The organism is Saccharopolyspora antiqui, from assembly GCF_052246905.1.
Lineage (GTDB): Bacteria > Actinomycetota > Actinomycetes > Mycobacteriales > Pseudonocardiaceae > Saccharopolyspora.
Map to the genome: position 1 here is coordinate 76474 of NZ_JBQQBO010000029.1, position 25993 is coordinate 102466.

At 67.4% G+C, this 25993-nt stretch carries 21 protein-coding genes and 1 pseudogene; 13 read left to right on the forward strand and 9 right to left on the reverse strand.

Annotation, left to right across the window (positions count from 1 at the left end):
- Positions 1 to 257: 257 nt before the first annotated feature.
- The gene (locus ACTWQN_RS32610) at positions 258 to 1211 is read left to right on the forward strand and encodes a manganese catalase family protein (protein WP_443207476.1); all 954 of its coding nucleotides are present in this window, start codon (positions 258 to 260) and stop codon (positions 1209 to 1211) included.
- A 21-nt stretch (positions 1212 to 1232) separates the two neighbouring features.
- On the opposite strand, the gene ACTWQN_RS32615 is transcribed toward ACTWQN_RS32610, so the two are convergent.
- Together ACTWQN_RS32615 and ACTWQN_RS32620 are read right to left on the reverse strand one after the other, a co-directional pair.
- The gene (locus tag ACTWQN_RS32615) at positions 1233 to 2804 is read right to left on the reverse strand and encodes a substrate-binding domain-containing protein (RefSeq protein ID WP_443207477.1); all 1572 of its coding nucleotides are present in this window, start codon (positions 2802 to 2804) and stop codon (positions 1233 to 1235) included.
- Positions 2805 to 2972: 168 nt separating this feature from the next.
- Entirely contained in the window at positions 2973 to 4016 is a 1044-nt protein-coding gene (locus tag ACTWQN_RS32620; protein ID WP_443207478.1) for an isoaspartyl peptidase/L-asparaginase family protein, read from the reverse strand.
- A 139-nt stretch (positions 4017 to 4155) separates the two neighbouring features.
- Between ACTWQN_RS32620 and ACTWQN_RS32625 the strand changes: the two genes are divergently transcribed.
- On the forward strand, positions 4156 to 4419 hold the full coding sequence (locus tag ACTWQN_RS32625) for a hypothetical protein (RefSeq protein ID WP_443207479.1): 264 nt from the start codon (positions 4156 to 4158) through the stop codon (positions 4417 to 4419).
- Here the strand turns inward: ACTWQN_RS32625 and ACTWQN_RS32630 are convergent.
- From ACTWQN_RS32630 to ACTWQN_RS32640, 3 genes and pseudogenes are all read right to left on the reverse strand, one after another.
- Complete coding sequence (locus tag ACTWQN_RS32630; protein ID WP_443207480.1) at positions 4398 to 4565, reverse strand: helix-turn-helix domain-containing protein; 168 nt, start codon at positions 4563 to 4565, stop codon at positions 4398 to 4400. The two genes, ACTWQN_RS32625 and ACTWQN_RS32630, sit on opposite strands and share 22 nt — an antisense overlap.
- Positions 4566 to 4686: 121 nt before the next feature.
- Complete coding sequence (locus tag ACTWQN_RS32635) at positions 4687 to 5430, reverse strand: hypothetical protein (protein WP_443207481.1); 744 nt, start codon at positions 5428 to 5430, stop codon at positions 4687 to 4689.
- 144 nt (positions 5431 to 5574) lie between these two features.
- Positions 5575 to 5928: pseudogene (locus ACTWQN_RS32640) on the reverse strand (MFS transporter); the annotation flags it as partial.
- Positions 5929 to 6057: 129 nt separating this feature from the next.
- Between ACTWQN_RS32640 and ACTWQN_RS32645 the strand changes: the two are divergent.
- Both ACTWQN_RS32645 and ACTWQN_RS32650 read left to right on the forward strand, forming a co-directional pair.
- A complete protein-coding gene (locus ACTWQN_RS32645; protein ID WP_443207482.1) occupies positions 6058 to 6534 on the forward strand; it encodes a LysR family transcriptional regulator in 477 nt (158 codons plus the stop codon).
- Complete coding sequence (locus ACTWQN_RS32650; RefSeq protein ID WP_443207483.1) at positions 6531 to 7037, forward strand: type 2 periplasmic-binding domain-containing protein; 507 nt, start codon at positions 6531 to 6533, stop codon at positions 7035 to 7037. Before ACTWQN_RS32645 ends, ACTWQN_RS32650 begins: the two co-directional genes overlap by 4 nt.
- Before the next feature lie 106 nt (positions 7038 to 7143).
- Here the strand turns inward: ACTWQN_RS32650 and ACTWQN_RS32655 are convergent, their stop codons facing one another.
- Entirely contained in the window at positions 7144 to 8250 is a 1107-nt protein-coding gene (locus ACTWQN_RS32655; protein WP_443207484.1) for a LacI family DNA-binding transcriptional regulator, read from the reverse strand.
- 136 nt (positions 8251 to 8386) lie between these two features.
- Between ACTWQN_RS32655 and ACTWQN_RS32660 the strand changes: the two genes are divergently transcribed.
- The 3 genes from ACTWQN_RS32660 to ACTWQN_RS32670 are packed head-to-tail and all read left to right on the forward strand — an operon-like array spanning position 8387 to position 12577.
- Entirely contained in the window at positions 8387 to 9664 is a 1278-nt protein-coding gene (locus ACTWQN_RS32660) for an MFS transporter (RefSeq protein WP_443207485.1), read from the forward strand.
- Between the two features lie 2 nt (positions 9665 to 9666).
- Positions 9667 to 10857, forward strand: coding sequence for an enolase C-terminal domain-like protein (locus ACTWQN_RS32665; RefSeq protein WP_443207486.1), 1191 nt, complete (start codon positions 9667 to 9669; stop codon positions 10855 to 10857).
- A 37-nt stretch (positions 10858 to 10894) separates the two neighbouring features.
- The gene (locus ACTWQN_RS32670) at positions 10895 to 12577 is read left to right on the forward strand and encodes a glycoside hydrolase family 13 protein (protein ID WP_443207487.1); all 1683 of its coding nucleotides are present in this window, start codon (positions 10895 to 10897) and stop codon (positions 12575 to 12577) included.
- Between the two features lie 161 nt (positions 12578 to 12738).
- Here ACTWQN_RS32670 and ACTWQN_RS32675 read toward each other — a convergent pair whose 3' ends face one another.
- The gene (locus ACTWQN_RS32675) at positions 12739 to 14166 is read right to left on the reverse strand and encodes a purple acid phosphatase family protein (RefSeq protein ID WP_443207488.1); all 1428 of its coding nucleotides are present in this window, start codon (positions 14164 to 14166) and stop codon (positions 12739 to 12741) included.
- 440 nt (positions 14167 to 14606) lie between these two features.
- Between ACTWQN_RS32675 and ACTWQN_RS32680 the strand changes: the two genes are divergently transcribed.
- Positions 14607 to 18059: a phosphodiester glycosidase family protein gene (locus ACTWQN_RS32680; RefSeq protein ID WP_443207489.1), complete on the forward strand. Its 3453-nt coding sequence runs from the start codon at positions 14607 to 14609 to the stop codon at positions 18057 to 18059.
- 115 nt (positions 18060 to 18174) lie between these two features.
- Here ACTWQN_RS32680 and ACTWQN_RS32685 read toward each other — a convergent pair whose 3' ends face one another.
- On the reverse strand, positions 18175 to 18999 hold the full coding sequence (locus ACTWQN_RS32685) for an LLM class F420-dependent oxidoreductase (protein WP_443207490.1): 825 nt from the start codon (positions 18997 to 18999) through the stop codon (positions 18175 to 18177).
- A 194-nt stretch (positions 19000 to 19193) separates the two neighbouring features.
- Entirely contained in the window at positions 19194 to 19850 is a 657-nt protein-coding gene (locus ACTWQN_RS32690; RefSeq protein WP_443207491.1) for a hypothetical protein, read from the reverse strand.
- A 445-nt stretch (positions 19851 to 20295) separates the two neighbouring features.
- On the opposite strand from ACTWQN_RS32690, the gene ACTWQN_RS32695 reads away from it, so the two are divergent.
- The 5 genes from ACTWQN_RS32695 to ACTWQN_RS32715 all read left to right on the forward strand — a co-directional run bounded on the left by ACTWQN_RS32695 (position 20296) and on the right by ACTWQN_RS32715 (position 25962).
- Complete coding sequence (locus ACTWQN_RS32695) at positions 20296 to 21285, forward strand: ABC transporter ATP-binding protein (protein WP_443207492.1); 990 nt, start codon at positions 20296 to 20298, stop codon at positions 21283 to 21285.
- Positions 21275 to 22306, forward strand: a complete 1032-nt coding sequence (locus tag ACTWQN_RS32700; protein WP_443207493.1) for an ABC transporter ATP-binding protein — start codon at positions 21275 to 21277, stop codon at positions 22304 to 22306. Before ACTWQN_RS32695 ends, ACTWQN_RS32700 begins: the two co-directional genes overlap by 11 nt.
- The gene (locus ACTWQN_RS32705; protein ID WP_443207494.1) at positions 22303 to 23262 is read left to right on the forward strand and encodes an ABC transporter permease; all 960 of its coding nucleotides are present in this window, start codon (positions 22303 to 22305) and stop codon (positions 23260 to 23262) included. The genes ACTWQN_RS32700 and ACTWQN_RS32705 overlap by 4 nt, the downstream gene beginning before the upstream one ends.
- 23 nt (positions 23263 to 23285) lie before the next feature.
- Positions 23286 to 24278: an ABC transporter permease gene (locus tag ACTWQN_RS32710; protein WP_443207495.1), complete on the forward strand. Its 993-nt coding sequence runs from the start codon at positions 23286 to 23288 to the stop codon at positions 24276 to 24278.
- Between the two features lie 109 nt (positions 24279 to 24387).
- Positions 24388 to 25962, forward strand: a complete 1575-nt coding sequence (locus ACTWQN_RS32715) for an ABC transporter substrate-binding protein (RefSeq protein ID WP_443207496.1) — start codon at positions 24388 to 24390, stop codon at positions 25960 to 25962.
- The last annotated feature ends 31 nt before the right edge of the window (positions 25963 to 25993 follow it).

The following is a 25993-nucleotide window of genomic DNA, read 5'->3' on the forward strand; positions in this document are numbered from 1 at the left end:
CGGTTTTTCGTCACCGCGTAGCCAGATTCTCGACAGGTTCGTTCAGCTGGTGGGGGCGGCTCAAGGTCGTCTGGCTGGTGAGTCGCACCGGTCTTAGAGTTGGTTGTTGCGCCTGCTTCGGCCGTTGCTGAAGGTCGCGAACACGTTGTGCGGCGCCGAGTGGCGGATGCGCCGAAGTGGAGCATTCGAACAAAAGCCTTGATCGGCAACGACTTCAGGTGCGCACGAAGAGCTTCAGGTCACCAGAGGAGTCAGCGATGTTCTTCCACGTCCAGCGCATGATCAACGAGATAGTGGCCGACGAACCGGATCCGGCTGCCGCCAACGCCCTGCAGGAGGGGCTGGGCGGCCAGTTCGGCGAAATGCGAACGATGATGCAATACCTCTTTCAGAGCTTCAACTTCCGTGGAGCGGATGGCAAACCCTACCGGGATCTGTTGTACGGAATCGGAACCGAGGAGATCAGCCACGTCGAGTTGATCGCCACCACGATCGCTCGGCTCACCGATGGCTCGCCGCACTACCGCGGTGCGGAACGAGAACCGCTCGACCAGCCAGCGGCCGGTGGTAGCACGCCGTTGTCGAACGCGCTGTCGGAAGGCAACATCCACCACTTCCTCGTCGGTGCCCAGGGCGCGCTGCCGGTCGACGCGGTCGGCAATCCCTGGTCCGGGTCCTACATCTACGCCAGCGGCAACCTGGTGCTCGACCTGCTGTACAACCTGATGCTGGAATCCACCGGACGGTTGCAGAAGTGCCGCATCTACGAGATGAGTTCGAACCGGACCCTGCGGTCCACGGTGGCTTACCTGATCGTGCGCGACCAGGCGCACGAGAACGCCTACGCCAAGGCCCTGGAAAGCCTCGGGATCAACTGGGGCAAGACGCTGCCGATCCCGAAGACCAGCGCCGAGCGGTACCCGGAGGTCGCGACGCTCCTGGAGCGGGGCATGCACAACAAGCAGTACACGTTCAACCTCGACAACCTCTCCGAGGCGGGGAAGGTCTTCCAAGGGAGCTCACCCTCCGCACGCAACGGCGAGGTGCTGCGGATGGCGCAGGCACCCGAGGGCGTCCCCATGGACATCGCTCCGGAACGCCCGGAGGAGTTCAGCCCGGGCCTGGACCCGGAACTCGTCGAACTCATCCAGGCCACGGCCGAGATGGAGATGGCGGCAGCCGAAGAGCCGGTCCGCTACGGCCCGGCATAGGCGCGCACCAGCCGAAACCCGTCACCCATCGGTCGGGCGGCACAGCACCGGGTTCGCGAGTTCGGCGCACGGGCGGTTGCCGTAGGAGCGGATGATGTCGCTGCCGACCTGGTTGGTCAGGTAGCGCATGAAGCTGGCGGCCAGCGAGCTGGCCGCGGGTTCGCCGAAGGTGTAGGCGTATTCGGTCTGCCAGAACGGATAGGCGCCGTGGTCGGCCGCCTCCAGGGTCGCGTCCTGGCCGTCGATGCGGACCCGCAGCAGGTCCGTGCGATCGGTGGCGGCCCGCAGTTCGCTGTAGCCGATGGCGCCGGAGGTGCCGACCACGGCGTCCAGCATGCTGCCGGTGTCGGCACGTCGGCAGCGGACGACGACGCCGCGCAAGCTGTCGTTGATGGGCTCGACGCAGTCGTTGGAGTTCTCGCCGGGTTCCACCGCGCCGCTGAGGATCCGCTGCTCCAGCGTGGCTCGGGTACCCGAGAGGGCTTCCCGGTCGACGATGCGAACCGGCACGTCGTTGCCGCCCACCTCGCGCCAGTTGGCGATCCGCCCGCTGAAGACGTCCCTGACCTGCGCCAGGGTGAGGTCCTGGACACCGGCATCCCGGTTGATGACGATCGTGAACAGCAGGAACGCCGTGGGGCGCGGCAGCAGTTCGGGGAGCCGGTCGCCCTTGACACCGTCGGAGAACGCCACCATCTCCGGCGATCGCGTGCGGTTGAGCAGTTCGAGACCCTGGGCGCTGCCGTGCATGTCGAAGGCGAAACCGCTGTCGGGGCAGGATCGCGCGTACGTGTCGGCGGCCTCCCGCAGCACGGGTTCGAAGGCGGTGGAGCCGGTGACGGTGAGATTTCCGGTGGCGCAGTCCAGCGGGGCCGACCGCCCACTGGTGAGTTCGAAGATGAAGGGCTCGGCGAGGCTGACCATCAGCAGGAAGCAGACCAGCGCGACGACCCAGCGGGGGGTTCCGGTCTGTCCCTTGGTCTTGTGCACCTTCCCGCTGGCCACCCCGCCGCTGATGGTCCCGACGACCTCGGGATCCGGGAACCCGCTCTCGGTGCTCTTCGCGGGTTCCAGGACGAAGCCTTCCGCGCGTTCCAGGACGACCAGGACCTTGTAGTGGTCGGAGCTGTTCAACTTGACCTTGGGCAGTTCGACGAGACCGACCGTCTGCCCGGCCTCGTCGAGGTCCGACATGCTCAGCCCGGGCGCTTTCTCGCCGAAGTAGGTCGCCAGCGTCGGGTCGCTGAGCTCGGTCACCACGACTCCGGCGATCCGGCGACCGGGAAACCTGACGCGGATTCCCACGGGAGTGTTCTCGGGGAAGGCGTAGTCGGTTTCGGCGATGTTGGTGGTGCCGATGTTCTCGATGCGTATCAGGGCGAACGACGGGTCGGTCAACGGTCCGCCGTCGGCCCGTTCCAACCGCCGCCACGCCCCGGCGTGCAAGGTGTCGACAGCGGTGGGGGCGGTGTCCATCTGCACCCGGTAGCCCAGCCGCTTGCGGCCGACGAGTGCGAATTCCCACAGGAAGGCGATGATCGGAACGAGCGCACCCGTGACCGCGAGGATGAGCTCCCAGGGGAGGTTGGCCACGACCGGCTCCGTTCGCGCGAGCAACAGATGGGGTCGTCAACCTATTGAGGCAGTGGGGGCGTGCACCCCACTTCACCGACCAATTCCCCTGCTATTCACCCCCTGTTCCCTCAAGTGATCACTCGCCGGGCCGATTCCCGGCCCGGCGAGGGTGCTGTGCGGTGGATTTCAGTTGCGGTAGAAGCGCGTCTCGACGTCGCCGGAGTTGGTGACCCAGGCGTACTTGGCGGTGCCGATGCGGGGCACGGTGAACTCACCGTCGTGGTCCAGCGCGATCAAGGCGCCCTCGCCGCCGACCCTGGCGACCCGGTCGATCGCGGCCTGCGCCGCGCGGGTCACGTCCAGGCCGCGGTGCTCCATCTGAACCGCCACCTCGCGGGCCGCGTTGGCCCGGATGAACGCCTCACCGGTACCGGTTCCGGAGACGGCCACGAACTGGCTGTCGGCGTAGGTCCCGGCTCCGGCGATCGGCGAATCACCGACCCGGCCGACCATCTTGTTCGTCAGGCCACCGGTCGAGGTGGCGGCGGCGAGGTCACCGTGCGAGTCGACGGCGATCGCGCCCACGGTGCCGTGTTCTTCCCCGCTGACGCTGGCGGCGTTCTTCTTCGCTTCCAGCAGCGAATCCCAGCGCTCCGGCGTCCAGTAGTAGTCCTGGGTCACCATCTCGATCCCGTTCCTGGCGGCGAAGTCGTCCGCGCCTTCACCGGCGATCAGCACGTGCGGGGACTTGTCCATCACCAGCCGCGCGGCCTTGATCGGGTTCTTGACGTTCTCCACGCCCGCGACCGCGCCCACGTCGAGATCGCTGCCGTCCATGATGGACGCGTCGAGCTGGTTCTCGCCGTCCTCGTTGAACACCGCGCCGCGACCGGCGTTGCACAGCGGGTTGTCCTCCATCACGACGATGGCGGCCTGCACGGCGTCGACGGCCCGTCCGCCGCTGTGCAGCACGCGGTAACCGGCCTGGGTGGCTTCCTGGAACATGGCCTCGTAGGCCGCCCCGAGTTCGGGAGGGGTTTCCGCGCGGTCCAGCGCAGCGGTTCCACAGTGGACGGCCAGGCTGACGTCGTGCGCCTCGGCCCCTGATGGTTGGGCTGCGGGCTTCTGGGCCCAACCGGAGCTGGCGCTCGACACGCCGAGAACCAGCGCTGGTACGGCGATCACACAGCTCAGCACGGCAAGACTGCGCCGCTTGGCAACGCTGGACATCCGATCTCCTCCCGGGTCGTCTTTCTTCCGGAAATTACTCGAACAGAGCCCGACGGGCCGAACAAGGCCCGAACGGCGGAATGTCGCGGTGGTTTCGAGTCTTCGGGAAGCCTCGGGCGAGGTCCCTTGTATGTCCTAAATGGATTTCCGTGCGAATGTCCGGCGGGCGCTTAGCGAGCTGGTGTTCACTCCGACCAACGTATCGTTTCTGAACTGGATCGAGTGCGAGTTCGCCGCACTACGCTACTTCGCCCTGAGCGGAACCGATCACCGCAGCCACGACGAGCAAAACGCCGCCATCGGCGCCTACATCCGCTGGCACAACCAGCGCCCCCGCCCCAAAAGCGGCTTCGCGATCAACTCAAAGATCCGACACCCCGATTACCTGATCAACGTTGCCTGACGAGGCACTAGGTTTGCCTTCACCCGCGAAAAGCCCCAGTTGTAGGCGAACCGCTGCGCACCGCAATATGACCGCAACACCGCCACTTGTACCATTGTTAGATCCAGCGCGAACCGATATGCCTGCAACACCACCGGCCACCGCACACCCCCAGAATTACTGGTAACAGCGGCGCGTCAGACCCTACAACCGGCCACACCGTCTTAACCGTCCACCGTGTCACCAACCAAGATCGGGGTTGTTAACCATGACGGTTGATCATTTGGGTTAGTTCTCCACCGGTACTAGCTCGCGAACACAGACGACTCTAGCTTTCTGGGCAGCGCCCTCTAGGATGTCGGTAGTGAAAAATACTTCCAGGTTCTTACCAGTCTTCACAAGGGGATGAGTTAAAAACTCTGGGCTGCCGACGAGTTCCGCCGCGGCAGCTGATCCAAATCCGTAACTGCCAGCTACAATAAGGATCTTCTTGGATTGATCGTACGGATTGGTCGCCAGGACGACAATTCCCTGGTCTCGCGCCAATTTTCCTTCTTCATCGGTAACTGGATCCAGTCTCTCAGAGGTTAGATTGTCCACAAAGGACACATCATTGGATTCGGGATCCGCATACGTCACGGTCAAAGGAAGTAGGTCCATTACCTTGCGCGTTACTCGATTTGAATCGGCGCCGCCAATAAGCACCATGTTGGCCCGGAACTCCGTGCCGTCCATTCGATGTGCAAACTCGATCGAGTATTTTTCTTTGCTTATTTGTCGTAAACGACGCTCGATCTCGTTCATTGCGACAACATCGCCAATTCCTGCAACTCCTGAGCGTTCCCACTCGATATGCGAGAAATCGTTGAAGACTGCCAGGACAACCTTCAGGTCACCTTCGTAGAAAGGGCGCCAAAACTTCTTTGCTCGACGGCGTTCAATAATCCGCTGTGCCCGTGATCGTAGCCACGCGACAGTGAATCCGATCGCCGCGGCGAGTAGATTTATCAGCAGGTCTTCAGCTTTCCCCATCTATGTTTCCTCTCTTGTGGACAGTTGTCGACTATTGACATGATCGAGTATAATTACAGAGTCGTGTTTAGTCTACAAGTTGACCAAGATCCGCCAGCGCCAAGCAGGTTCACGGTGTGCCCACAAGACTATCGATGTCGAAGGAATATTGGCCGTGGCGACCACGGCCGAAACGACCAGCAACTGGACGAAATTGAGCCAGCCGAAGGCGTAGGCGATCGGGATCGTCATCATGACCGCGAACCGGGCGAGGTCCATCGCGATCATCACCGGCCGTTTGCGGCGGAACTCCACCCACGGCCCGAGCGGCAACGCGATCAGCGCGCCCACTGCCGGCCCCACGGCGGACAGCGCGGAGACCTCGGCTGGGCCGGCATGCAACACAAGCACGGCGATCAATGGGAACGCGCCGAACCCCAGCCCGGTGCCGTAGGCGCTGACCGCGTATGCCGCCCACAACCATCCGAACTGCCGACCCAGGGATCTTCTGGCCACCAGGCACCGCACCTTCCGCTTGCGACAACTCGTCTTTGATCGCCCTGATCAAAGACAAAGCCGAGAAAGCAGGTCAAACAACTGAATCGGCGGCGAGCCACAACACTCTGTTGTGCGGGTACGGTTTGGTGCGTGGACCTCGACGCCGTGCGCACCTTCATCGCCGCTGCGGACGCTGGCCAGTTCCAGGAAGCCGCCGCCGCGCTGTCGATCACCCAGCAGGCCGTCTCCAAGCGAATCGCCGCGCTGGAGAAAGACCTGAAGGTGCGCCCGTTCACCCGCACGGCCCGCGGCGCCCAGCTCACCATCGACGGCCAGGCATTCCTGCCCCACGCCCGTGAACTCCTCCGGGTAGCAGAGCGGGCCGACGCGTCCGTGCGTCCTGGGCGGCGCGCGCAGCGCGTCGACGTTGTCAACCGGCGGATCGCGCCAGCGGTGCTTCTGCAGAACTTCTACCGCATGTATCCCGAGATCGAGCTGGATGTCGTGACCCTGGACGCTGACGTCGACGCGGCCATCGCCGCTGTCGAGGCCGGAACGATCGACGCCACCTTCCACGGTGTCCCCCGCAGCAGCACCTGCCCGAGGCGATCAACACTGCCCGCGTGATCGACGAGTCGCACCAACTGCTCGTTGGACCCGGCCATGCGTTCGCCAACGTTCACGCCGTCACGCCCGCACAACTCGCCGGACACCGAATCTGGATGCCCGGCCTGGCCGCCCGTGGCGAGGTGGCCGACTACTACGCCGAACTCACCACCACGTTCGGACTCGCGATCGACATGCTCGGGCCGGTCTTCGGGAACGAGACCCTGCTGGACGAGATCGCGGACTCGTCCGACCTGGCGACCCTTGTCGGCGAACGCTCACGATATCTCTGGCCGGACAACTACGACCTGCGGCGCATACCGGTGCGTGACCCGACACCGGTCTACCCGATGTCACTGATCTGGCGCGACGACAACGCACATCCCGCACTCACCAAACTTCGCGACTACCTCGACGCCAGAAGGGTGGACGTACCCGACACCGAGGTCTGGACACCGACCTGGAGGCAGCAATCGAAACCGGGCAACTCTGGACCCCGCTACGAGAGCAGGTCACCGCAATGACCTGAGCAACAGGCTTTCTCACCTTTAAACGCAAGCTGGGCCTGAAACGCCGCAGCCCCCGGACTTCCCGGCATTGCCGGAAAACACGAGCTAGCCGGTTCGGTGGTCAGCGGGGCTCGGCGGGTGCGGTCCGGGTGTCGGTGGCGTTGCTGCGGTCTGTCAGGCGTGGTGTGGCGCGCGGCGGGTAGCCGTCGCTTTCGCCCGGCGCCACCGCCATCGACCACACCTCCTGCCTGCCGCATTCGCCACGAGCGCTCGGCGCGAGCTGTTCGAGGACGATCTCGCCGAGTCGTTTTCCGTAGTTCTCAAGCGAAACTTCGAAGCTGGTCAGGGACGGTTCCAGGTACGCGCAGACGGGGTTCTTGCGGAAGCCGACCACCGCCAGGTCCTGCCCCGGTCGCACCCCTGCTCGGTACAGCCGCCGGTAAAGGCCGAGCGCGAGCGTCTCCTGGGCGAGCACCACCGCCGTCGGGCAGACGGGCATCTCAAGCAGGTGCTCCGCCAGCATCGCGCCGCCTTCGGGGGAGTCCGGGACCCGGATTTCCCAGGTCTGTTCCACCGACACGTCGTGCTCGGCCAGGGTTCGCCGGTAGCCACCGATGAACTCGGACGTGCTGTTGATGTCGCGGTCGTCGGAGGCCAGTGCGATCCGTTCGTGGCCGAACGCGAGGAGCCGCGCGACCGACTGCGCGGCCACGCCCTCGAAGTCGAGATCGAGCCAGGCGTGCTCGGAGGTACCGCCCCGGCCGAGCGTGACGAACGGGACCGCGCGCTCGGCGAGGAACTCGACGCGACGATCGGCCGGGCGCGTATTCGCGATGATGAAGGCGTCGGCGATGTGCCGGTCCACCGCGTTGACCAGGAACTGATCGGGATCGGTCGACGGCCCCACGGGCAGCAGCACGAGGTCGAGCGACTGCGCGGCGAGCACCTGCTGAAGTCCGTTGCACAGGCTGAAGTAGAAGGTCTCGCCCATCTCGGTGCGGGCGGTGTTGGTCTGCATGACGAGCGCCACAGCTCCGGTGATGCCCCGGCGGAGGGTGCGCCCGGACTGGTTGGGCTGGTAGCCGAGCCGCTCGGCGGCCGCCATGACCCGCGCCTTCGTCGCGGCGCTGACCTCGGCCCGGGAGTTCATGGCCCGGGAGACCGTGCTGATCGACATGCCGAGCTCCGCGGCCAGTTCGCGGATTCCGATACCGCCCGTTTTTCCCACCCGCCCATCTTGCCATGACATGCCACTACCAAGCCGGAAACGTTTCCGGTAGCGTCGCGGCGGCACGCCAGGTGCCGATGCGAAACCAACGGAGGTTCGTTCGATGCTTGAGTCACGGATAGTCCGGAAGCTGTCGATGAGACTGCTTCCAGTTCTCATCGCCGGCTATTTCGTCGCGATCATCGACCGCGCCAACCTGGGGATCGCCGCGCTCACCATGAACGCCGACCTCGGCATCAGCGCCGTCGCCTTCGGCGTGGCAGCGAGCGTGTTCTTCGTGCCCTACGTGCTGCTCGAAGTGCCGTCCAACCTCGCGCTCGCGAGATTCGGCGCGCACTGGTGGATCGCCCGCATCATGGTGACCTGGGGGATCATCGCGGCCGCCCACGCCCTGGTCTGGGACGTGCCGAGCCTGTACGTGGCCCGCGCCCTGCTCGGCGCCGCCGAAGCGGGCTTCTTCCCCGGCGTGATCTTCTACCTCACGCTGTGGTTCCCCGCGGCCTACCGCGGTCGCATCATGGCCGCCTTCACCGCGGGCATCCCCATCGCGCTGATCATCGGCACGCCGCTGTCGGGTCTGCTGCTCAACCTCGAAGGAATGCTCGGCCTGCACGGCTGGCAGTGGCTGTACGTCATCGAGGGAGTACCGGCCGTGGTGCTGGGCGTGCTGATCCCGTTCATCGTTCCGGGCACGCCGGAGAAGGCGAAGTTCCTGACCACCGAGGAACGGACCTGGCTGACCGAGACGCTGGCGCGCGAGCGACGCGAACGCGAAGCCGCCAGCACCGGTCGCGGCCACCGGCTGCTCAAGGTCCTGCTCAGCGCACAGGTGATCATGTTCGCGGTGGCCTACTACGGGCTGACCAACCTCAACGGCGCGATCAGCACCTTCCTGCCGCAAATCCTCAAGCCGTTCGGGCTGAGCAACACCACGACGACCTTCGTCGCCGCCATCCCCTACCTGTTCGGGCTGGTCGGGATGCTCGTCCTCGGCCGCCTCGCCGACCGGGCGGGCAAGCGGGCGTTCAGCCTCTACCTCGCACTCGCCATCTCGCTGGTCGGTCTCGTCGGCGCCGCCGAATTCAGCGAGCCGATCATCAAACTGGCGATGCTGTGCGTGACGTCCATCGGCGTTTTCGGCGTCCTGCCGGTCTTCTGGGGTCTGCCCACCGCGATGATGACCGGGGCGGCAGCCGCTGGCGGCATCGCGCTCATCAACGCACTCGGCAACCTCTCCAGCGTCGTCAACCCCGCCGTCATCGGCGCCATTCGCGAGAAGACCGGTGACTTCAACGGCGGCCTGCTCTGGCTCGCCGGTATGTCGGTGGTCTCGATGATCGCGCTGACCATCATCCTCACCGTCTGGCGGCCGACGCGGCGAACCGCGGCGCCGACCACCGGGCAGGCGGTGTAGCCGTGGTGATCACCGATGTCCGGCTCCGCCGCGTCCGGGCGACCATGCCCACCGACGGCGACCACTGGGAAGAGCGACTGGTCCGGCCGATCGACGTCTACCCCGAGTACCGCACGCGCGACGACCACGAAGGCGGTGAGCAGAGCCCCGAGGGCTTCGCCATCACCGCCCACTTCGTCGAGATCGAAACCGACGACGGGCTGCTCGGGCGCGCCGGTCCCGTTCCGGAAACCGTCGCGTGGATCATCGCGCGGGAACTGCGCCCGCTGCTCACCGGTCGCGACCCGATCGCTGGCGAAAAGCTCTGGGACCAGCTGCATCGCGCCCAGGTGCACGGTCGCCAAGGAGTCACCATGCTCGCCATCAGCGCGGTGGACTGCGCGCTGTGGGATCTCCGCGGCCGTTGGCTGAACCAGCCGGTGTACCGCCTGCTCGGCGGTCCCACCCGCGACGAGGTGCCCGCCTACGCCTCGATGCTGGGGTTCTCGGTGCGCGATCTCGACCGCGTGCGGGCCCGCGCCACCGAGTACAAGCAGCGCGGGTACCGCGCCCAGAAGTGGTTCTTCCGGCACGGGCCCGCCAGCGGCTACGAAGGCCTGCGCGCGAACGTGGACCTGGTGCGCACGGTCCGGGAAGCCGTCGGCGCGGACTACGACATCATGTTCGACTGCTGGCAGTCGATGGACGTTTCCTACGTCACCGAACTCGCCGACCGGATCGCGCCCTACCAGCCCCGCTGGCTGGAGGAAGTCGCGATGCCCGACCGCGTCGACAGCTACCGCCAGCTGCGGCAGCGGCTGCGGATCCCGCTGGCCGGTGGCGAACACGAGTACACGCGGTGGGGCATGCGGCGGTTCATCGACAACGGCGCCCTCGACGTCGTCCAACCGGACATCTACTGGTGCGGCGGCCTGTCGGAAACCCTGAAGATCGCGGCCTACGCGACCGCGCACGACCTCGTGACGATCCCGCACGGCCACTCCGCGGCGGCCACCCTGCACTTCTCGCTGACCCAGTCGCCGATGCACACCCCGTACCAGGAGCACCTCGTCAAGTGGAACCAGATTCACCAGTTCTTCCTCGCCGATCCGGTGGACCCGGTCAACGGGCTGCTGCGACCCAACGGCAAACCCGGCCTCGGCATGGAACTCGACCTCTCCCGGGCGGACGCCGCCGAGATCGTCTTCCAATGACCGCCCCGCTGGCCCCACCCCGAGGAAGCGCCATCGCATGACCGAACCCGTCCGCAACCAGAGCTGGTGGCGCACCGCCACCGTGTACCAGATCTATCCGAGGAGTTTCGCCGACTCCACCGGTGACGGGATCGGCGACCTGCGCGGCATCATCGGCAGACTCGACTACCTCGCGGCGCTCGGCGTGGGCGCGGTCTGGCTCAGCCCGGTCTACCGGTCGCCGCAGGACGACAACGGCTACGACATCAGCGACTACTACGACATCGACCCGATGTTCGGCACCCTCGCCGACTTCGACGAGCTGATCGAGCAGGCGCACGCCCGTGGCATCCGGGTCGTGATGGACCTCGTCGTCAACCACACCTCGGACGAGCACCCGTGGTTCGAGGCATCGCGCGACCCCGGCAGCCCGCAACGGGACTGGTACTGGTGGCGGCCGACGCCGAACAACTGGGGCTCGCGCTTCTCCGGCCCGGCATGGGAGTTCGACGAGCGTTCCGGCGAGTACTACCTGCACATCTTCTCCCGGAAGCAGCCGGACCTGAACTGGGAGAACCCCGAACTCCGCGGGCAGGTCCACCAGGTGATGCGCTGGTGGCTGGACCGGGGCGTGGACGGCTTCCGGATGGACGTCATCAACTTCATCGCCAAGCCCGCCGAACTCCCCGACGCCCCCGCCGCCGACGGCGCGCGCTACGCCGACGCCGAAACGCGCTACGCGAACGGCCCGCGGCTGCACGAGTTCCTGCGGGAGATGCACCGAGAAGTGTTCGCGGGACGGGACGACGAGCTGCTCACGGTGGGCGAAACACCCGGGACTTCGGTGGCGCAAGCGCGCCTGCTCACCGATCCGGCCCGTCGCGAGCTCGACATGGTGTTCCAGTTCGAGCACGTCGAGCTGGATCACGGGCGGGACAGGTGGGACGTGCGCCCGCTCGACCTGGTCGCCCTGAAGCGCACCATGCAGCGCTGGCAGACCGGGCTGGCGGAGGCGGGTTGGAACAGCCTGTACTGGAACAACCACGACCAACCCCGCGTGGTTTCGCGGTGGGGCGACGACACGAACCACCGCGCGGAGTCGGCCAAACTGCTGGCCACCGTGCTCCACCTGCACCGCGGCACGCCGTTCGTGTACCAGGGCGAGGAACTGGGCATGACCAACATGCCGTTCGATTCGATCGACGACTTCGTCGACGTCCAGTCGCGCAACCACTACGCGGAGGCGACGGGGCAGCTCGGCCAGTCTCCGGAAGCCGTGCTGCGGGCACTTCGCGCGCGCTCGCGCGACAACGCGCGGACGCCGATGCAGTGGGACGACACCGAAAACGCCGGGTTCACCACCGGAACCCCTTGGCTGCCGGTCAATCCGAACTTCACCAACATCAACGCCGCCGCCCAGGAGGAGGATCCGAATTCGGTCCTCGCCCACTACCGCGCCCTGATCGAGCTGCGCAAGTCGGAACCACTCGTCACCGACGGCACCTACACACTGCTGCTCCCCGACGACAACAAGATCTTCGCGTTCACCAGAACCTCAGCCGAGCAGGGCCTACTGGTACTGGCCAACTTCTCCTCGCACGACATCAACGTCCCCGACCAAGCCATCGACGGCTGGGCCGGAGCCCGGACCCTCCTCGGCAACTACCCCCACACACCACCGGACCTACCGCAGTCCGTGCACCTCCGCCCCTGGGAAGCCATCATCACCAAAAAACCCTGAACCCCAACCCCCGAGCGGCCCCGGCGTTCTCGTTCGCGTGAGAGGTGAAGGGCACCTTTTACCAACTATGTTGGCGAAAGGTGCCCTTCACCTATGCCACCCCCAGGTGAGGGGCACTCGTGACCAAGTAACTGGGGCACGGGTGCCCCTCACCCTTCCCTCTATCGGGTGTGGGGGTGGGTCGGTCGGGGTCGGTGGAGGCCGGAGAGGTCCCGTGCGACCACGGTGTTGCGGTCCGCCACTGTGTTGCCGAACGCGAACTGCGACCAGGTGCCCATGATCTCCTGGCGGCTGCGCTCGCTCCATCGGCGCGCGAGTTCGCTGCGCGATTTGTAGAAGTTCAGCGCGTAGCCGTGGGTGTGCAGCCGGAGGATGGAGAACCCGCCGGGGTATTCCTTGGCCGCTGCGACTTCCTGCAGCGTCACGCCAGGCGCGGCCGGGCTGATCGTGCGGTGGTTGCGGTGGGTGTGGCCCGCGTGGTGCAGGAAGACACCCGGCGTGTGCGCGTACCAGTCCAGAATGGACGATGCCTGCGCGGCGTCCAGCGATTTGCTGGCGGTGATCGGGAAAGCCGAGTCCTGCACGACCAGCGGGTGGTGACCGAAGACGATGGTCGGCTGGTCGCGGTGGGCCGCGAGGTCGGCTTGGAACCAGGCCAGCTGGTCCGGCGACATGCCACCGGCATCGCCGCCGCTGCCCGGCTTGTCGTAGGTGTCCAGGCCGATCACGTGCAGACCGGAGAGGTCCTCGGAGAAGTACGTCGGCTGGTCACCAGGGAAGAAAGCGTCGTGGAAGCAGTCGTTGCCCTGCCACTGACCGACGCGGCACGTCGCATAGGCATCCCCGACGTGCGCACGATCGTGATTTCCCCGGGTGATGAAGTAGTCCTTCTGGTACTCACCGAATCCGGACAACAGCTGACCGGCCCGGCTGAGATCGTTCGGCACCGCTTCGGCGGAGATGTCACCGGCGGCCAGCAGGTAGGCGGGGTCGAAGTTCCGCACGTCCTGGACCAGCGATTCCAGCATGACCTCCGGATACGGCGGCAGGCCGGGTTCCTGCATGATCCCGATGTACTGCGGCTGGCCGCCGACCAGGCCGGCCTGGGTTTCGCCCATGTGCAGGTCGTTGCAGAGCACGAGCGAGAACAGGTAGCTGCCCTCCGGAGCGTGCGGGGTGGTGAACGAGTAGGGGCCGCCCGTGTCGAACCCGTAGGTCGAGGTGCCCACCGCGTTTCCGGCGATGAGCGTGAACTGCATCGGCGCGGCCAACTTCCCGTTGGAACGCGCTTGGTAGTAGTAGGTCTGCCCTGGTTCGAGGTCGGTCAGCTCGACGTAGTGGTACGGCGTGTTGTCGGAAATCCCGTAGGCCACCCGATTCAGGCGCCGCGGATTCGTGCCGTAGCGCACCTCGCCGTCGGCCGGGGCCGGAACCATGCGCCCCAACCCGTCATCGGTACCGGCCACGCCGGTGTACCAGGTGATTACCGCGTGGTCTTCGGCGAGGGTGACCAGTTCCAGGTTGACCGGGGTCACGCCGCCGGTGGCGCCACCGGGATCGGCCGCGGCGAGGGCGCGGGCGGGGTCCATCGCGAGAAGCGGCGTTGACGCGGCTACGACGGCGGACCAACGAAGCATTTCTCGGCGAGTGAAATCACAACCAGGCATGCGGCCGAAGCTAGGTGGCCAATGTGAACAGCGGCTTGGCGCTTGTCGCTGTGCGCATGTCGGTGAGGAGAAGTCGACGACGAAAAACGACGCGCGTGACATTTCACCGCAGTGCGCCGGGATCCGGAGTCGCACGTGGTGATTCGGGGATGGGTGCTTCGCACCGATTGTGTGCGTGGTGGTACTTTCCGCGAGATGCAGGTTCCACAGTGGACCGGTGCGAGCGTTGCACCTGGGGGCGCTAGGATGCCGAGCGCAAGCGGGGAGCCAGGTCGCGTCCCGTGCCTGACGTTGGGGAACTGTTTCCCTGCCGGTCACGGGAAGATCGCAACGACGGCGTCGGGCTCGGCCAGTGTTCATCCGTGAAAACTTCGACCATCCGACTGTTCGGCGCTGGTGCCCTGTCAGCCGCCCTGGTCATGGGCTCGGTGGCACCCGCGCTCGCCGGTCCCGTCGGGGGCGGTGATCCCCCGATCGATTCCGCCCCGACCCTGCTCGGCGCGGACCCGTCCGCAGGCCGGACCCCGGCGGCGTCTTCCCAGCTCGGTGAGCCGAGCCTGGTCCTCGGGGATTCCGGCGGCCAGCGCATCGTGATCGACGAGGCTGAGCGGCCGGTGGCACCCGGCCTGGACCTGACCTCGTTCCAGTGGCTGGACGCCGCCGGTTTCCTGCGCGGTGACGCGCTCGTCGCCGATCTCGGCTCCCGGGGCCTGTCCGGCGACTACCTGTTCCCAGGTGAGGTCGCCAAGGGCGAGGCGCTGTCCGAACAGGCCGAACGCGAGCACGCGGTCGCCGCGGTCAACGGGGACTTCTTCGACATCAACAACTCCACGGCCCCGCTGGGCATCGGCGTGTCCCGCGACGGCATGGTCAAGGGCCCGGTCCCCGGCTGGAACCACGCGGTCGGCGTCGACGCGCAGGGCATCGGCCGGATGACGGAAATGTTCCTGGAAGGTTCGGTGTCCATGCCGGGGCCGCGCACCGCGCGCCTGGACGGGCTCAACCAGCACCAGCTGCCGGTCGGCGGAATCGGTGCCTACACCTCGCTGTGGGGCAGCTATCCCCGGTCGCCCGCGACCGCCGGTGCGAGCCGGGTCCGCGAGGTGACCGTCGTCGACGGCAAGGTGACGGCCACCGCCACCGAAGCCGGATCCGGCGCCATCGCGGCGAACTCGTTCGTGCTGGTCGGCCTGGACGCCGGGGCGGACGCGCTCGAACCGCTGCGGGTCGGCGACGCCGTCTCGCTGGACTACGCCCCGCGTGCCGAGGACGGCCAGATGTCCTTCGCGATCGGCGGCAACACCGTCCTGCTGCGCGACGGCGTCGTGCAGCCGCAGACCGACCAGGCGGTGCATCCCCGCACCTCGGTGGGATTCTCGGCGGACGGCAAGAAGATGTTCCTGGTCACCATCGACGGCCGGACCCGCGAGAGCCGCGGCATGACCTACCAGGAACTCGGCGCGTTCATGAAGGAACTCGGCGCCGACGACGCGCTCAACCTCGACGGCGGTGGTTCCTCGACACTGGTCGCCCGCGAGGCCGGTGAGCAGGGCGTGGACGTCGAGAACGATCCCTCCGACGGCGGCGAGCGCCCCGTCCCCAACGGGCTGGCGCTGTTCGCGGCGCAGGGCAGCGGTCGCCTCACCGGCATGCGCGTGGTGCCCGCCGCGAACGAGGAGGACGAGTCGCGCAGCCGCGTTTTCCCCGGTCTGACGAGGAAACTCGCGGCGCTCGGCTACGACGAGACCTACGCTCCGGTGGCCGCCGCGCCGCACTGGCAGGTGCAGCCGTCCGCCATCGGCAAGATCGGGAAGGACGGCACGTTCACCGCCGCGCGCTCCGGTGATGCCGAGGTGGTCGCGGGCGCCGCCGGGGCATCCGGGCGGCTGCCGGTGACGGTGCTGGGCCCGCTCGCCCGCACGCGGGCCGACGTCGACAAGGTGGTGCTGGCGGATCCGCGGGCCAGCGGAACCTTCGGCCTCATCGGCTACGACGCCGACGGGTTCCAGGCGCCCATCGACCCCGCCGACGTCCAGTTGGACTACGACCGCGCGCAGTTGGACATCGCACCCACCGAGGAAGGCACCTTCCAGGTTCGGGCGAAAGCCGACCGGGTCGGTTCCGTCGTCACCGCGACCGTGCACGGCGTCGTCACCCACGTGCCGGTCAGCGTCGGGCTCGACGACGTCGTGGTCGCCGACTTCGCCGACGCCGCGCAGTGGAAGTTCGGCAGTGCGCGCGGCAGCGGCTCGGTCGAACCCGCCACCGGCCGCGATGGTGGCCCCGCGCTGAAGTTGTCGTACGACTTCACGCAGTCGACCGCGACGCGGACCGCCTACGCCACCGCTCCGGCGCCCATCCAACTGCCCGGCCAGCCGCTTTCGCTGGGGGCGTGGGTTTACGGCGAGGGCAAGGGGGAGTGGACCGCGTTCACCATCGTCGACGCCGAAGGCACCTCGCAGTCGGTCTACGGTCCCTACATCACCTGGACCGGATGGCAGTACGTGGAGGTGCAGATCCCGCAGACCGTCACGTTCCCGGTGACGGTGAGCCGGTTCTACACGATCGAGACCTCGGCGACCCGCCAGTACACCGGATCCGTCCTCGTCGACGACATCACGGCCAAGGTGGCGCCGCAGGTCGAGGTGCCCGCCACGCCGCCGGTGGTGGATCCGGTGGTGGTGCAGGACGGTTCGGTGAGCGCCGACGACCGGCGCTGGCGCTTCGCGGTGGTCTCCGACGCCCAGTTCATCGCGGCCGACCCGAACAGCCCGCTGGTCGAAGCGGCCCGGCGGACGCTGCGCGAAGCGGTGGCGGCGAACCCGGACTTCATCGTCATCAACGGCGACTGGGTGGACACCGGATATCCCGAGGACCTCGCGCTCGCGCACCGCGTCATCGACGAGGAGATCGGCGACGAGGTGCCGTGGTACTACAACCCCGGCAACCACGAGGTCTACGGCTCCGGGGACCAGACGAACTTCCGGCAGGAGTTCGGCGAAACGCACCGGACCTTCGACCACAACGGCACGCGGTTCGTGCTGCTCGACTCGTCGCTGGGCACCCTGAGCGGCGGCGGCTTCGACCAGTGGACGATGCTGCGCGACGCCCTCGACGGCGCGGCGAAGGACGCGGGCATCAACGGCGTCGTCGCGATGTGGCACCACCCGCCGCGCGATCCCTCGCCGCTGCAGAACAGCCAGCTGACCGACCGCACCGAAGCCGAGGTCGTCGAGCAGTGGCTGTCCGATTTCCGCCGCGACACCGGAAAGGGCGCGGCCTTCATCGGGTCGCACGTCGGCTCGTTCTCGGCGAACAGCGTCGACGGCGTCCCGTACATCGTCAACGGCAACAGCGGCAAGACGCCCTCGACGCTGCCGGGTGACGGCGGGTTCAACGGCTGGTCGCTGGTGGGCATCGACCCGAACGGCGACCGCGCACCCGAGGGCGAGCGGCACCGCACGGCCCCCGAAGCACGTTCCGAGCGGTCGTGGTTGCGCGTCGAGTTCCGGCCGCACGTCGACGGCCTGGCCATCGATCCGGTCGGCGAACTGCGCACCGGTACGACGACCACCGTGCGCGCGGCGGTGACCCAGCACGGCACCCCGGTGCCGGTGGCGTATCCGGTCAGCGCGGACTGGTTCGGTGCGCGGGGCGTCCACGTCGGTCCGGTGGAGCAGGCGGGGCCGCACGACATCGCCAGCTACGACCCGCGCACCGGAGTGCTCACCGCGCTGCGGCCGGGCAGCGGTGCGCTGTCGGTGACGGTGAACGGCACGACCACGACGGTGCCCGTGCAGGTCACCCAGGGGTAGCCGCTGCGGTTCGGACCCCGGTGCCCCGCCAGGTTTTCGGCGGGGCACCGGCGTCCGACGTCGCCCAAGGCGAGAAGTGACCGATCGGATGCATCGGTGCTGAAACGCTGGGGACTCAGTTCCGGTAGCGGCTGATCAACGCGGCGAACTCGTCCAGTTTCCGGAGCGTGGCGGATTCCGGCATCGTTGGCAGGTGGAAGGTCGCGCGGTCCGCCCCGGCTTCCGTGTACTCGTCGAGGATGCTCGGTTCGCCTCGCCCAGCGGGGATCGTGATGGCAATGGCGGCTCGGCCCTGTTCGGCCAGCGATTCGCGTGCTCGCGCGATATCGGCGGGGGTGACCTGCAACGGGAACCATCCGTCGCCGTGCGCGGCCACCCGGGCCAGCGCCGCGGGGCTGTGGCCGCCGATGTAGATCGGCGGGTGCGGCTGCTGGACCGGCTTCGGCCACATGCTCATCGGGCCGAAGTTGACGTGCTCGCCGTGGAATTCGGCCTCGTCGCGGGTCCAGAGCACCTTCAGCGCGGCCAACTGCTCGTTCATCAGGTGTCCTCGGCTGCGTGGATCCGTGCCGTGGTTGCGCATTTCGGCCCGGTTCCAGCCAGCGCCGACGGCGAGGATCACGCGGCCGCCGGAGAGCAGGTCGAGGCTCGCGACCTCCTTGGCGGTGTGGATGACGTCGCGTTGGATCAGCAGCGCCATGCCGGTGCCCAGCAACAGGCTCTGCGTCGTGGACGCCACTGCGGTGAGGGCGATGAACGGATCCAGCGTTCGGTAGTACTCGCGCGGGAGTGCCGTTCCGTCGGGCGCTGTTGAACCGCGGGGGATGTGCGAATGCTCGGGAATGAACAACGAATCGAATCCGCGTTCTTCCAACGCCCTGCCAAGTACGCCGGGACGAATGCCCTCGTCGGTGATGAAGGTGAAGATCCCGAACTTCACCGCGCCCCCAGCTGTCGTTCGCACTGCCGGGTGCGCTTCGACAACTCCCCGATGCGTACTGCTCTCCCGCTCATGCCATCGACCGTAAGTACTGACACCAGTGTCAGGGTCAAGCCACAACTGGGCCTCGCAGCGCGAGGCAGGATGTGTTGTTGGCCGGGTGAGTCCTTGTCCGCTCGGGTCGGTGTGGCGGTTCAGGGGGCGGGTTCGGTGATGACGGGTCGTAGTGCACCGGTCAGTTCGGCATCGCTGACCTTCTTCGGCAGCACGGTTTCCGAGGAGGCCCACGAGCCCACCGTGCCGGGGCAGGACGATTCGCTGCCCTGGAGGGTGACGGTGGTGACCGGCCTGGCGGTCCTGGCCTCGAACACCTCGTAGGTGTAGGTGGCTTCGACGATGGTCAGCGATATCGGCTCCGACTCCCCGGCGACATCGGGTTCGGACTCGGAGTCGCCGGAGCCGGGCAGGGGGTACGCGGGTCCGTAGTCGCAGGTGGTGGGCTCCGCCGCACCGGTGGCGATCAGCTGCTGGCAGACGATGAGTTGCAGTCGACCGTCGTCCTCGGCCGCCGTCCATTCGGTGGGGAGGTTCGGCGGCTCGGACCCGATGACGGCGGCTGGATGCGGGCCGACTCCGGCATAGGGCGCGGCGGCCGGGTTGATCGGAGTGCGCTGCGCGGCCTCGGTGCCGGTGGCGCACGGCGAAGCGGTCGGTGCTGAGGTCGTCTCGTCGACCGAGGAGAGGGCCTCGACGATCTTCCACCCGATTATGACGACAGGCCCCAGGAGTACCGTGCTCGCGAAGACGATCCAGACGACGATTCCGGTGCGAGACATGGGCCTGTTCGCCATGCGGCGGACGCTACCAATCCGGCCGGGGACCGGTCCCGCCAACGCCGATACCGCCGTGCGCGGAAACCCCGGTTCTCACCCGAACAACGTGGGCTACAGCCTAGCGATCCGGATCGGCCGGGTACTCGCGAGTGCTTCAGCGCGCTTTCGCGCTCACGACTCTTTCGTCGCGCGAAAAGGTCGTGGCGGGCTGAAATCGTCGGGTCGTAGTGTCCGAAGCACGGATCACACACGATGGGTTCGCGGTCGAGGTCACCGCGCGGCGCCGGGCGGCGTACGCGACGGCTTCCGATGCTCAAGTCCTCGGTAGATCTCACGGATAGCCCCGCAACCGCAACCGAAACAACCGCCGCCCCCTACCAGCCTCCACGGAACTCGCCGATCAGGCTGTCACCGCCGCATATTCGCATCCCTGACGTCACCAGGTGATGAAGGAGAGCCGACGATGCCGTCCCCTCCGCTGCTCGATGTCCGCGATCTGCACGTCCGCTTTCCAACTCCGACCGGGCCGGTGCACGCGGTCGCGGGTGTGTCGTTCACGGTTTTGCCCGGCGAGACGGTCGCTGTCGTGGGCGAGTCGGGTTCCGGCAAGAGCGTGTCCTCGCTCGCCGTGCTGGGGTTGCTCGGCTCCGGCAGCATCGCCGCAGGTTCGGTGCTGCTGCGCGGCGAAGAACTCGTCGGCGCCGATCCGGAGCGGCTGCGCCGACTGCGCGGCGCCGAGATCGCCATGATCTTCCAGAACCCGATGAGTTCGCTGGACCCGCTGTTCACCATCGGTGATCAGGTGGTCGAGGCGCTGCGGGTGCACCGAACGCTCTCCCGTCGGGAGGCCCGGGAGCGCGCGGTGGACCTGTTGCGGGAAGTCGGATTGCCGGATCCGCAACGGCGAATGCGGTCCTACCCGCACGAGTTGTCCGGTGGCCAGCAGCAGCGGGTGATGGTGGCCATCGCGCTGGCTTGCGAGCCAGCGCTGATCATCGCCGATGAACCCACCACGGCGCTGGACGTGACCGTCGAGGCGCAGATCCTGGATCTGCTGCGCACCATGCAGCGCGAGCGCGCGACGGCGTTGCTGTTCATCACCCACGACATGGGGGTGGTGGCCGAGATGGCCGACCGCGTGGTGGTGATGTACGCCGGGCGGGTGGTGGAGCACGGCCCGGTCACCGAGATGCTGCGCGCGCCGCGAAATCCCTACACCCGGGCGCTGATCGAGGCGATCCCGACACCGGCGACGCCGCGGGATCGTCCCATGTCGGCGATCGCGGGCAGCGTGCCCGCTCCGGCGGACGCACCTCCGGGCTGCCGGTTCCACCCGCGCTGCCCGGCGGTGCATGACCGGTGCTCGGCGGAGGAGCCACCGCTTTTCGAACTCGGGCCGACCAGGGCCAGCCGGTGCTGGCTGCACGAGAGGGAGGTGCACGGTGTCGGGTGACGTGTTGTCGACGGCCGGATCGGGGCTGCTGCCATCCGCCGAGGCGGCCCCGCTGTTCCAGGCGCGCGAATTGGTGAAGCACTTCCGTTCGCGGCGCAGCGTGGTGCAGGCGGTCAACGGGGTCTCGCTGACGATCCCGCGCGGCCGGACGGTGGGCCTGGTGGGCGAGTCCGGTTCGGGGAAGTCGACGGTCGCCCGGCTGGCCCTGCGCCTGCTCGAACCGACCTCGGGCGAGTTGAGCTTCGACGGGGTCGATCTGCTGCGCGCCTCGCGGGCGCAGCTGCGGGCGCTGCGGCGGCGCATGCAGATCGTCTTCCAGGATCCGTTCGGTTCCTTGAACCCCCGGATGCGGGTGCTCGATGCGGTGGGTGAACCGCTCGTGGTGCATCGGCTGGCCACCGGGAAGGAACGGGTGGATCGGGTGGTGGACCTGCTGGAGCGGGTCGGGCTCGGCGCCGGTGACCTCTACAAGTTCTCCCACCAGTTCTCGGGCGGGCAGGCGCAGCGGATCGGCATCGCACGGGCGTTGGCCACCGAACCGGACCTGATCGTCTGCGACGAGGCGGTCTCGGCGCTGGACGTCTCGGTGCAGGCCCAGGTGCTGAACCTGCTCAAGCGGCTGCAGAGCGAGCTCGGCCTGTCCTACCTGTTCATCGCGCACGATCTCAACGTCGTGCGGTACATGTCCGACGAGGTCTGCGTCATGTACCTCGGGGAGATCGTGGAACAGGGCGACGGCGACGCGCTGTTCGCCGATCCACGGCATCCCTACACCACGATGCTGGTTTCGGCTATTGCGGACTCCCCGGCGGAAGGCAGCGGTCGCCACCGGCGCCGCGCGGTGCCCCGCGGTGAGCCCGCCAGCCCGAGCAATCCGCCGTCGGGATGCCGGTTCCACCCCCGCTGTCCACATGCGATGCCGCGCTGCCAGCAGGAAGTCCCTGTCATGCAACGGGTTTCGGCCGATCGGACGGTGGCCTGCCACCTGTTCGACGCGCGGCAGGAGGTGAGCCCCCGATGATCGGCTACACGCTGCGCAGGTTCGCCTACGGCGCGGTGGTCATGGTCCTGGTCACGGTGCTGGTGTTCGTGGTCATGCGGCTGGTGCCGGGCGATGCGGTGAGCCTGCAACTGCAGGACACCGGGGTGAGCAAGGCGGAAGCCGATGCGATGCGGGCGTCGTTCGGGCTGGACGAACCGGTCTGGGTGCAGCTGTGGGACTGGCTGCGCAACGCCGTGCACGGCGACCTGGGCACCTCGTTCTACAGCGGGGAGCCGGTGGTCGGGTTGTTCCTGGACCGCGTTCCGGTGACCGCGCAACTGGGCTTGCTGGCCATGGCGGTCGGCTCGGTGCTCGGGATCGCCTTCGGCGTGATCGCCGCGGTCACCCGCGGTTCGGCGGTCGACGGTGCGGTCCGGTTGTTCGCGGTGGCGTTCCTGTCGGTGCCGAACTTCGTGGTGGCGTTGCTGCTGCTGACGATGCTGGCGCTGTGGTTCGCGTGGTCGCCGCCGATCGTCTACACCGGACCGGGCGAGGACTTCGCGTCGTGGGCGCAGCAGATCGTCATCCCGGTCTTCGCGTTGGGCACCGCCGGAATGGCCGCGGTGGCGCGGATGACGCGTTCGTCCATGTTGGAGTCGTTGGGATCGGACTACATCCGCACGGTGCGGGCCAAGGGCGTGCGGCAGCGGACCGTGGTGCTCAAGCACGCGCTGCGGAATTCGACGATCGCGGTGCTGACGCTGCTCGGGTTGGAGTTGGCGACGGTTCTCGGCGGAACGGTGATCATCGAGCAGATGTTCGCGATTCCGGGCACCGGGCAGCTGATCTACCAGGCGGTGCTCGATCGGGATTACCCGGTGGTGGTGGCCTGCACCATCTTCTACGCGGGTCTGTTCGTCATCACGATCATCCTCATCGACCTGCTCTACGCGCTGGTCGATCCGCGCATCCGGACCGGGAGGGCGTTGACGTGAGCCGAGCGCGACCGGAATCGGGAGTGCGAAAGGCATTGCGGGGGTTCGTGCGCGCCCAACCGCTGGGCGCCGCCGCGCTGCTGCTGATCAGCCTCTTCGTGCTGGTGGCGGTGGCGGCGCCGTGGGCTGCGCCGCACGATCCGTACGAGCAGTTCCGCCGCAGCATCCTGGATCCGCCGTCGGCGGCGTTCCTGCTCGGCACCGACGATCTGGGGCGCGACGTGTTGAGCCGCACCATCTACGGTGCCCGCACATCGTTGATCATCGGGGTGGCCACCACCGGGATCAGCCTGGTGCTGGGCACCGCGATCGGGGTGGTTTCCGGCTACTTCGGCCGGGCCGTGGACGTGGTGGTGCAGCGGGTGATGGATGCCGTGCAGGCGATTCCGGGCATCGTGCTGCTGCTGTTCATCGCGGTGATCCTGGGGCCGTCGATGCGGAACACGATCATCGCGTTGACGGTGGTGATCACCCCGTCGTTCAACCGGATCGCACGCGGGGAGACGCTGCGCATCCGCGAGGAGCGCTACGTCGAGGCCGCGCGGGCCACCGGGGCGAGCACGCCCCGCATCCTGGTGCGGCACGTGCTGCCCAACATGTTCGCCTCGGTGTTCACCATGGGCAGTCTGCTGCTCGCCGCGGTGCTCATCGCGGAGTCGGCGCTGAGCTTCCTCGGCATCGGCGCGCCACCGCCGACCCCGTCGTGGGGCCTGATGCTCTCGGACGCGGTGCGCTACGTCGAGCGCGCCCCGTGGATGATCATCGTCCCAGCGGTTGTGCTGTCGCTTGCGGTGTTCAGCTTCAACCTGCTCGGTGACGCCCTGCGCGACCACCTCGATCCGCGCCTGCAACGGTCGGTCTTCGACCGGGACGGGCGGCGCTGGTGGGGTCGGCGCCTGCTGGCCAAGCTGGCCCCGAGCCTGGCCAGCGCCGCGCAACGAGCCGAATCCGGCCACGCCCCCGAGACACCCCCGCGCTTCAGGCGCGACAACCGGTCGGAGACAGGAGCACCGTGAAGATCTCATCGAAGGGACGAGCCTCGGCCACCGGGGCCAACCCGCGCATCGGCAACGACATCAACGCCGCGTCGGCCGGGACTGCCGTCGCGTTACCGGGGGAGTCGTCGTGAAGCGCCGCACGCTGCTGGTCGCAGCGCTCGCCGCGCCGTTCTCCCTGTCGGCCTGCGGCGGTGGTGGTCGCACCTCGGGCCCGGTCGGTGATCCGCGGCCGGGCGGCACGCTGGTGATGCAGTGCCCCGGGGAGATCACCAGGGGGCTCAACCCGCTGGAAACCAGCGATCCCACGGCGATGGGACTCATCTCCGGCACGGTCTACAGCAAGCTGGTGGAGTTCAAGACCGGACCCGGCACCAGGGGGTTGGAGATCGTGCCGGATCTGGCCGAATCCTGGGAGATCTCGTCGGACGGGCTGACCTACACGTTCTACCTGCGCGGCGATGTGCGCTGGCACAACATCCCGCCGTTGAACGGGCGCCCGTTCGTCGCCGACGACGTGGTGGCCACCTTCGAAGCGTTGCGGAAGGCGACGACGGTGCACCAGTGGATGATCGAAGCGGTCACCAGCATCGTGGCGCGCGACGATCGCACCGTCGTGTTCACGCTCAGCCGTCCCTACAGCCCGCTGCTGGACTACCTGGCCTACCACTTCAACATGATCCTGCCCCGCGAGGGCGTCGAGGGCCGGTTCGACCTGGCGACCCAGGCGATCGGGACCGGTCCGTTCATCCTGGAACGCCACACCCCCGACGTCGAGTGGGCGTTCCGGCGCAACCCCGACTACTTCATCCCGGGACGGCCCTACCTGGACGAGATCCGGCGCCCGATCCTGACCGACACCGCGGCCATCACAGCGGCCCTGCGCAGCGGGCGCCTCGACATCGGGACCACCAGCGACGTGAACGTGGCCGAGCAGTTCGAATCCAGGGGCGGATTCACCATCATCGAGGCCCCTGGCGCGCCGATCAGCATCTACCTCAACCCCGCGGTCGAACCGTTCGACGACCTGCGGGTGCGGCAGGCGGTGGTGCAGGCCATCGACTGGGTCGGGATGGGTGAGAACATCCGGGGCCACTTCAACCTGACGTCGATGCTGCGCCCCGACACCAGCCCCGGGGCGCTGACCCGCGAAGAAGTCCTGAAGATTCGGCCGTTCAACCCGGCTGGGGCGAAAGCGCTGCTGGCGCAGGCGGGTTTGCCGACCGGATTCGCCACGAAACTGCTGGTGCAGCGCGTCGATGACGAGGACGTCCGCGAAGCGCAGTGGATGCAGGCCGACCTCGCCGAGATCGGTGTGCGGATGGACATCGAGATCGTCGATCCGGGCACCGGCATCGACCGGCGCCGCAACCACGACTTCGCGATGGCCAAGGCATTGCGCGGCGTGCACCTGCCCGACCAGGTGTGGCGGGACTTCGAGCCCGATTCGATCGAGAACTACGCCCAGATCAACGACCCGGTGCTGGGCGAACTGCTGGACCGTTCGCGCGCGGAGCTCGACGAGCAGGCGCGTGCCGAGATCTACCGGCAGATGCAGACGCGCATGGAAGTGGACATCTGCCAGGCCATCTACCCGATCCAGAAGTTCGACTACGCCATCGCCGGAGACCGGGTGCAGAACCTCTGGCCGAGCCCGATCTACCAGGGCAAGCGACTCGCCGACGTCTGGTTGAGCGAGGCGTGAGACGGTCGTGAGTGCGAAAACCGGCTCCAAC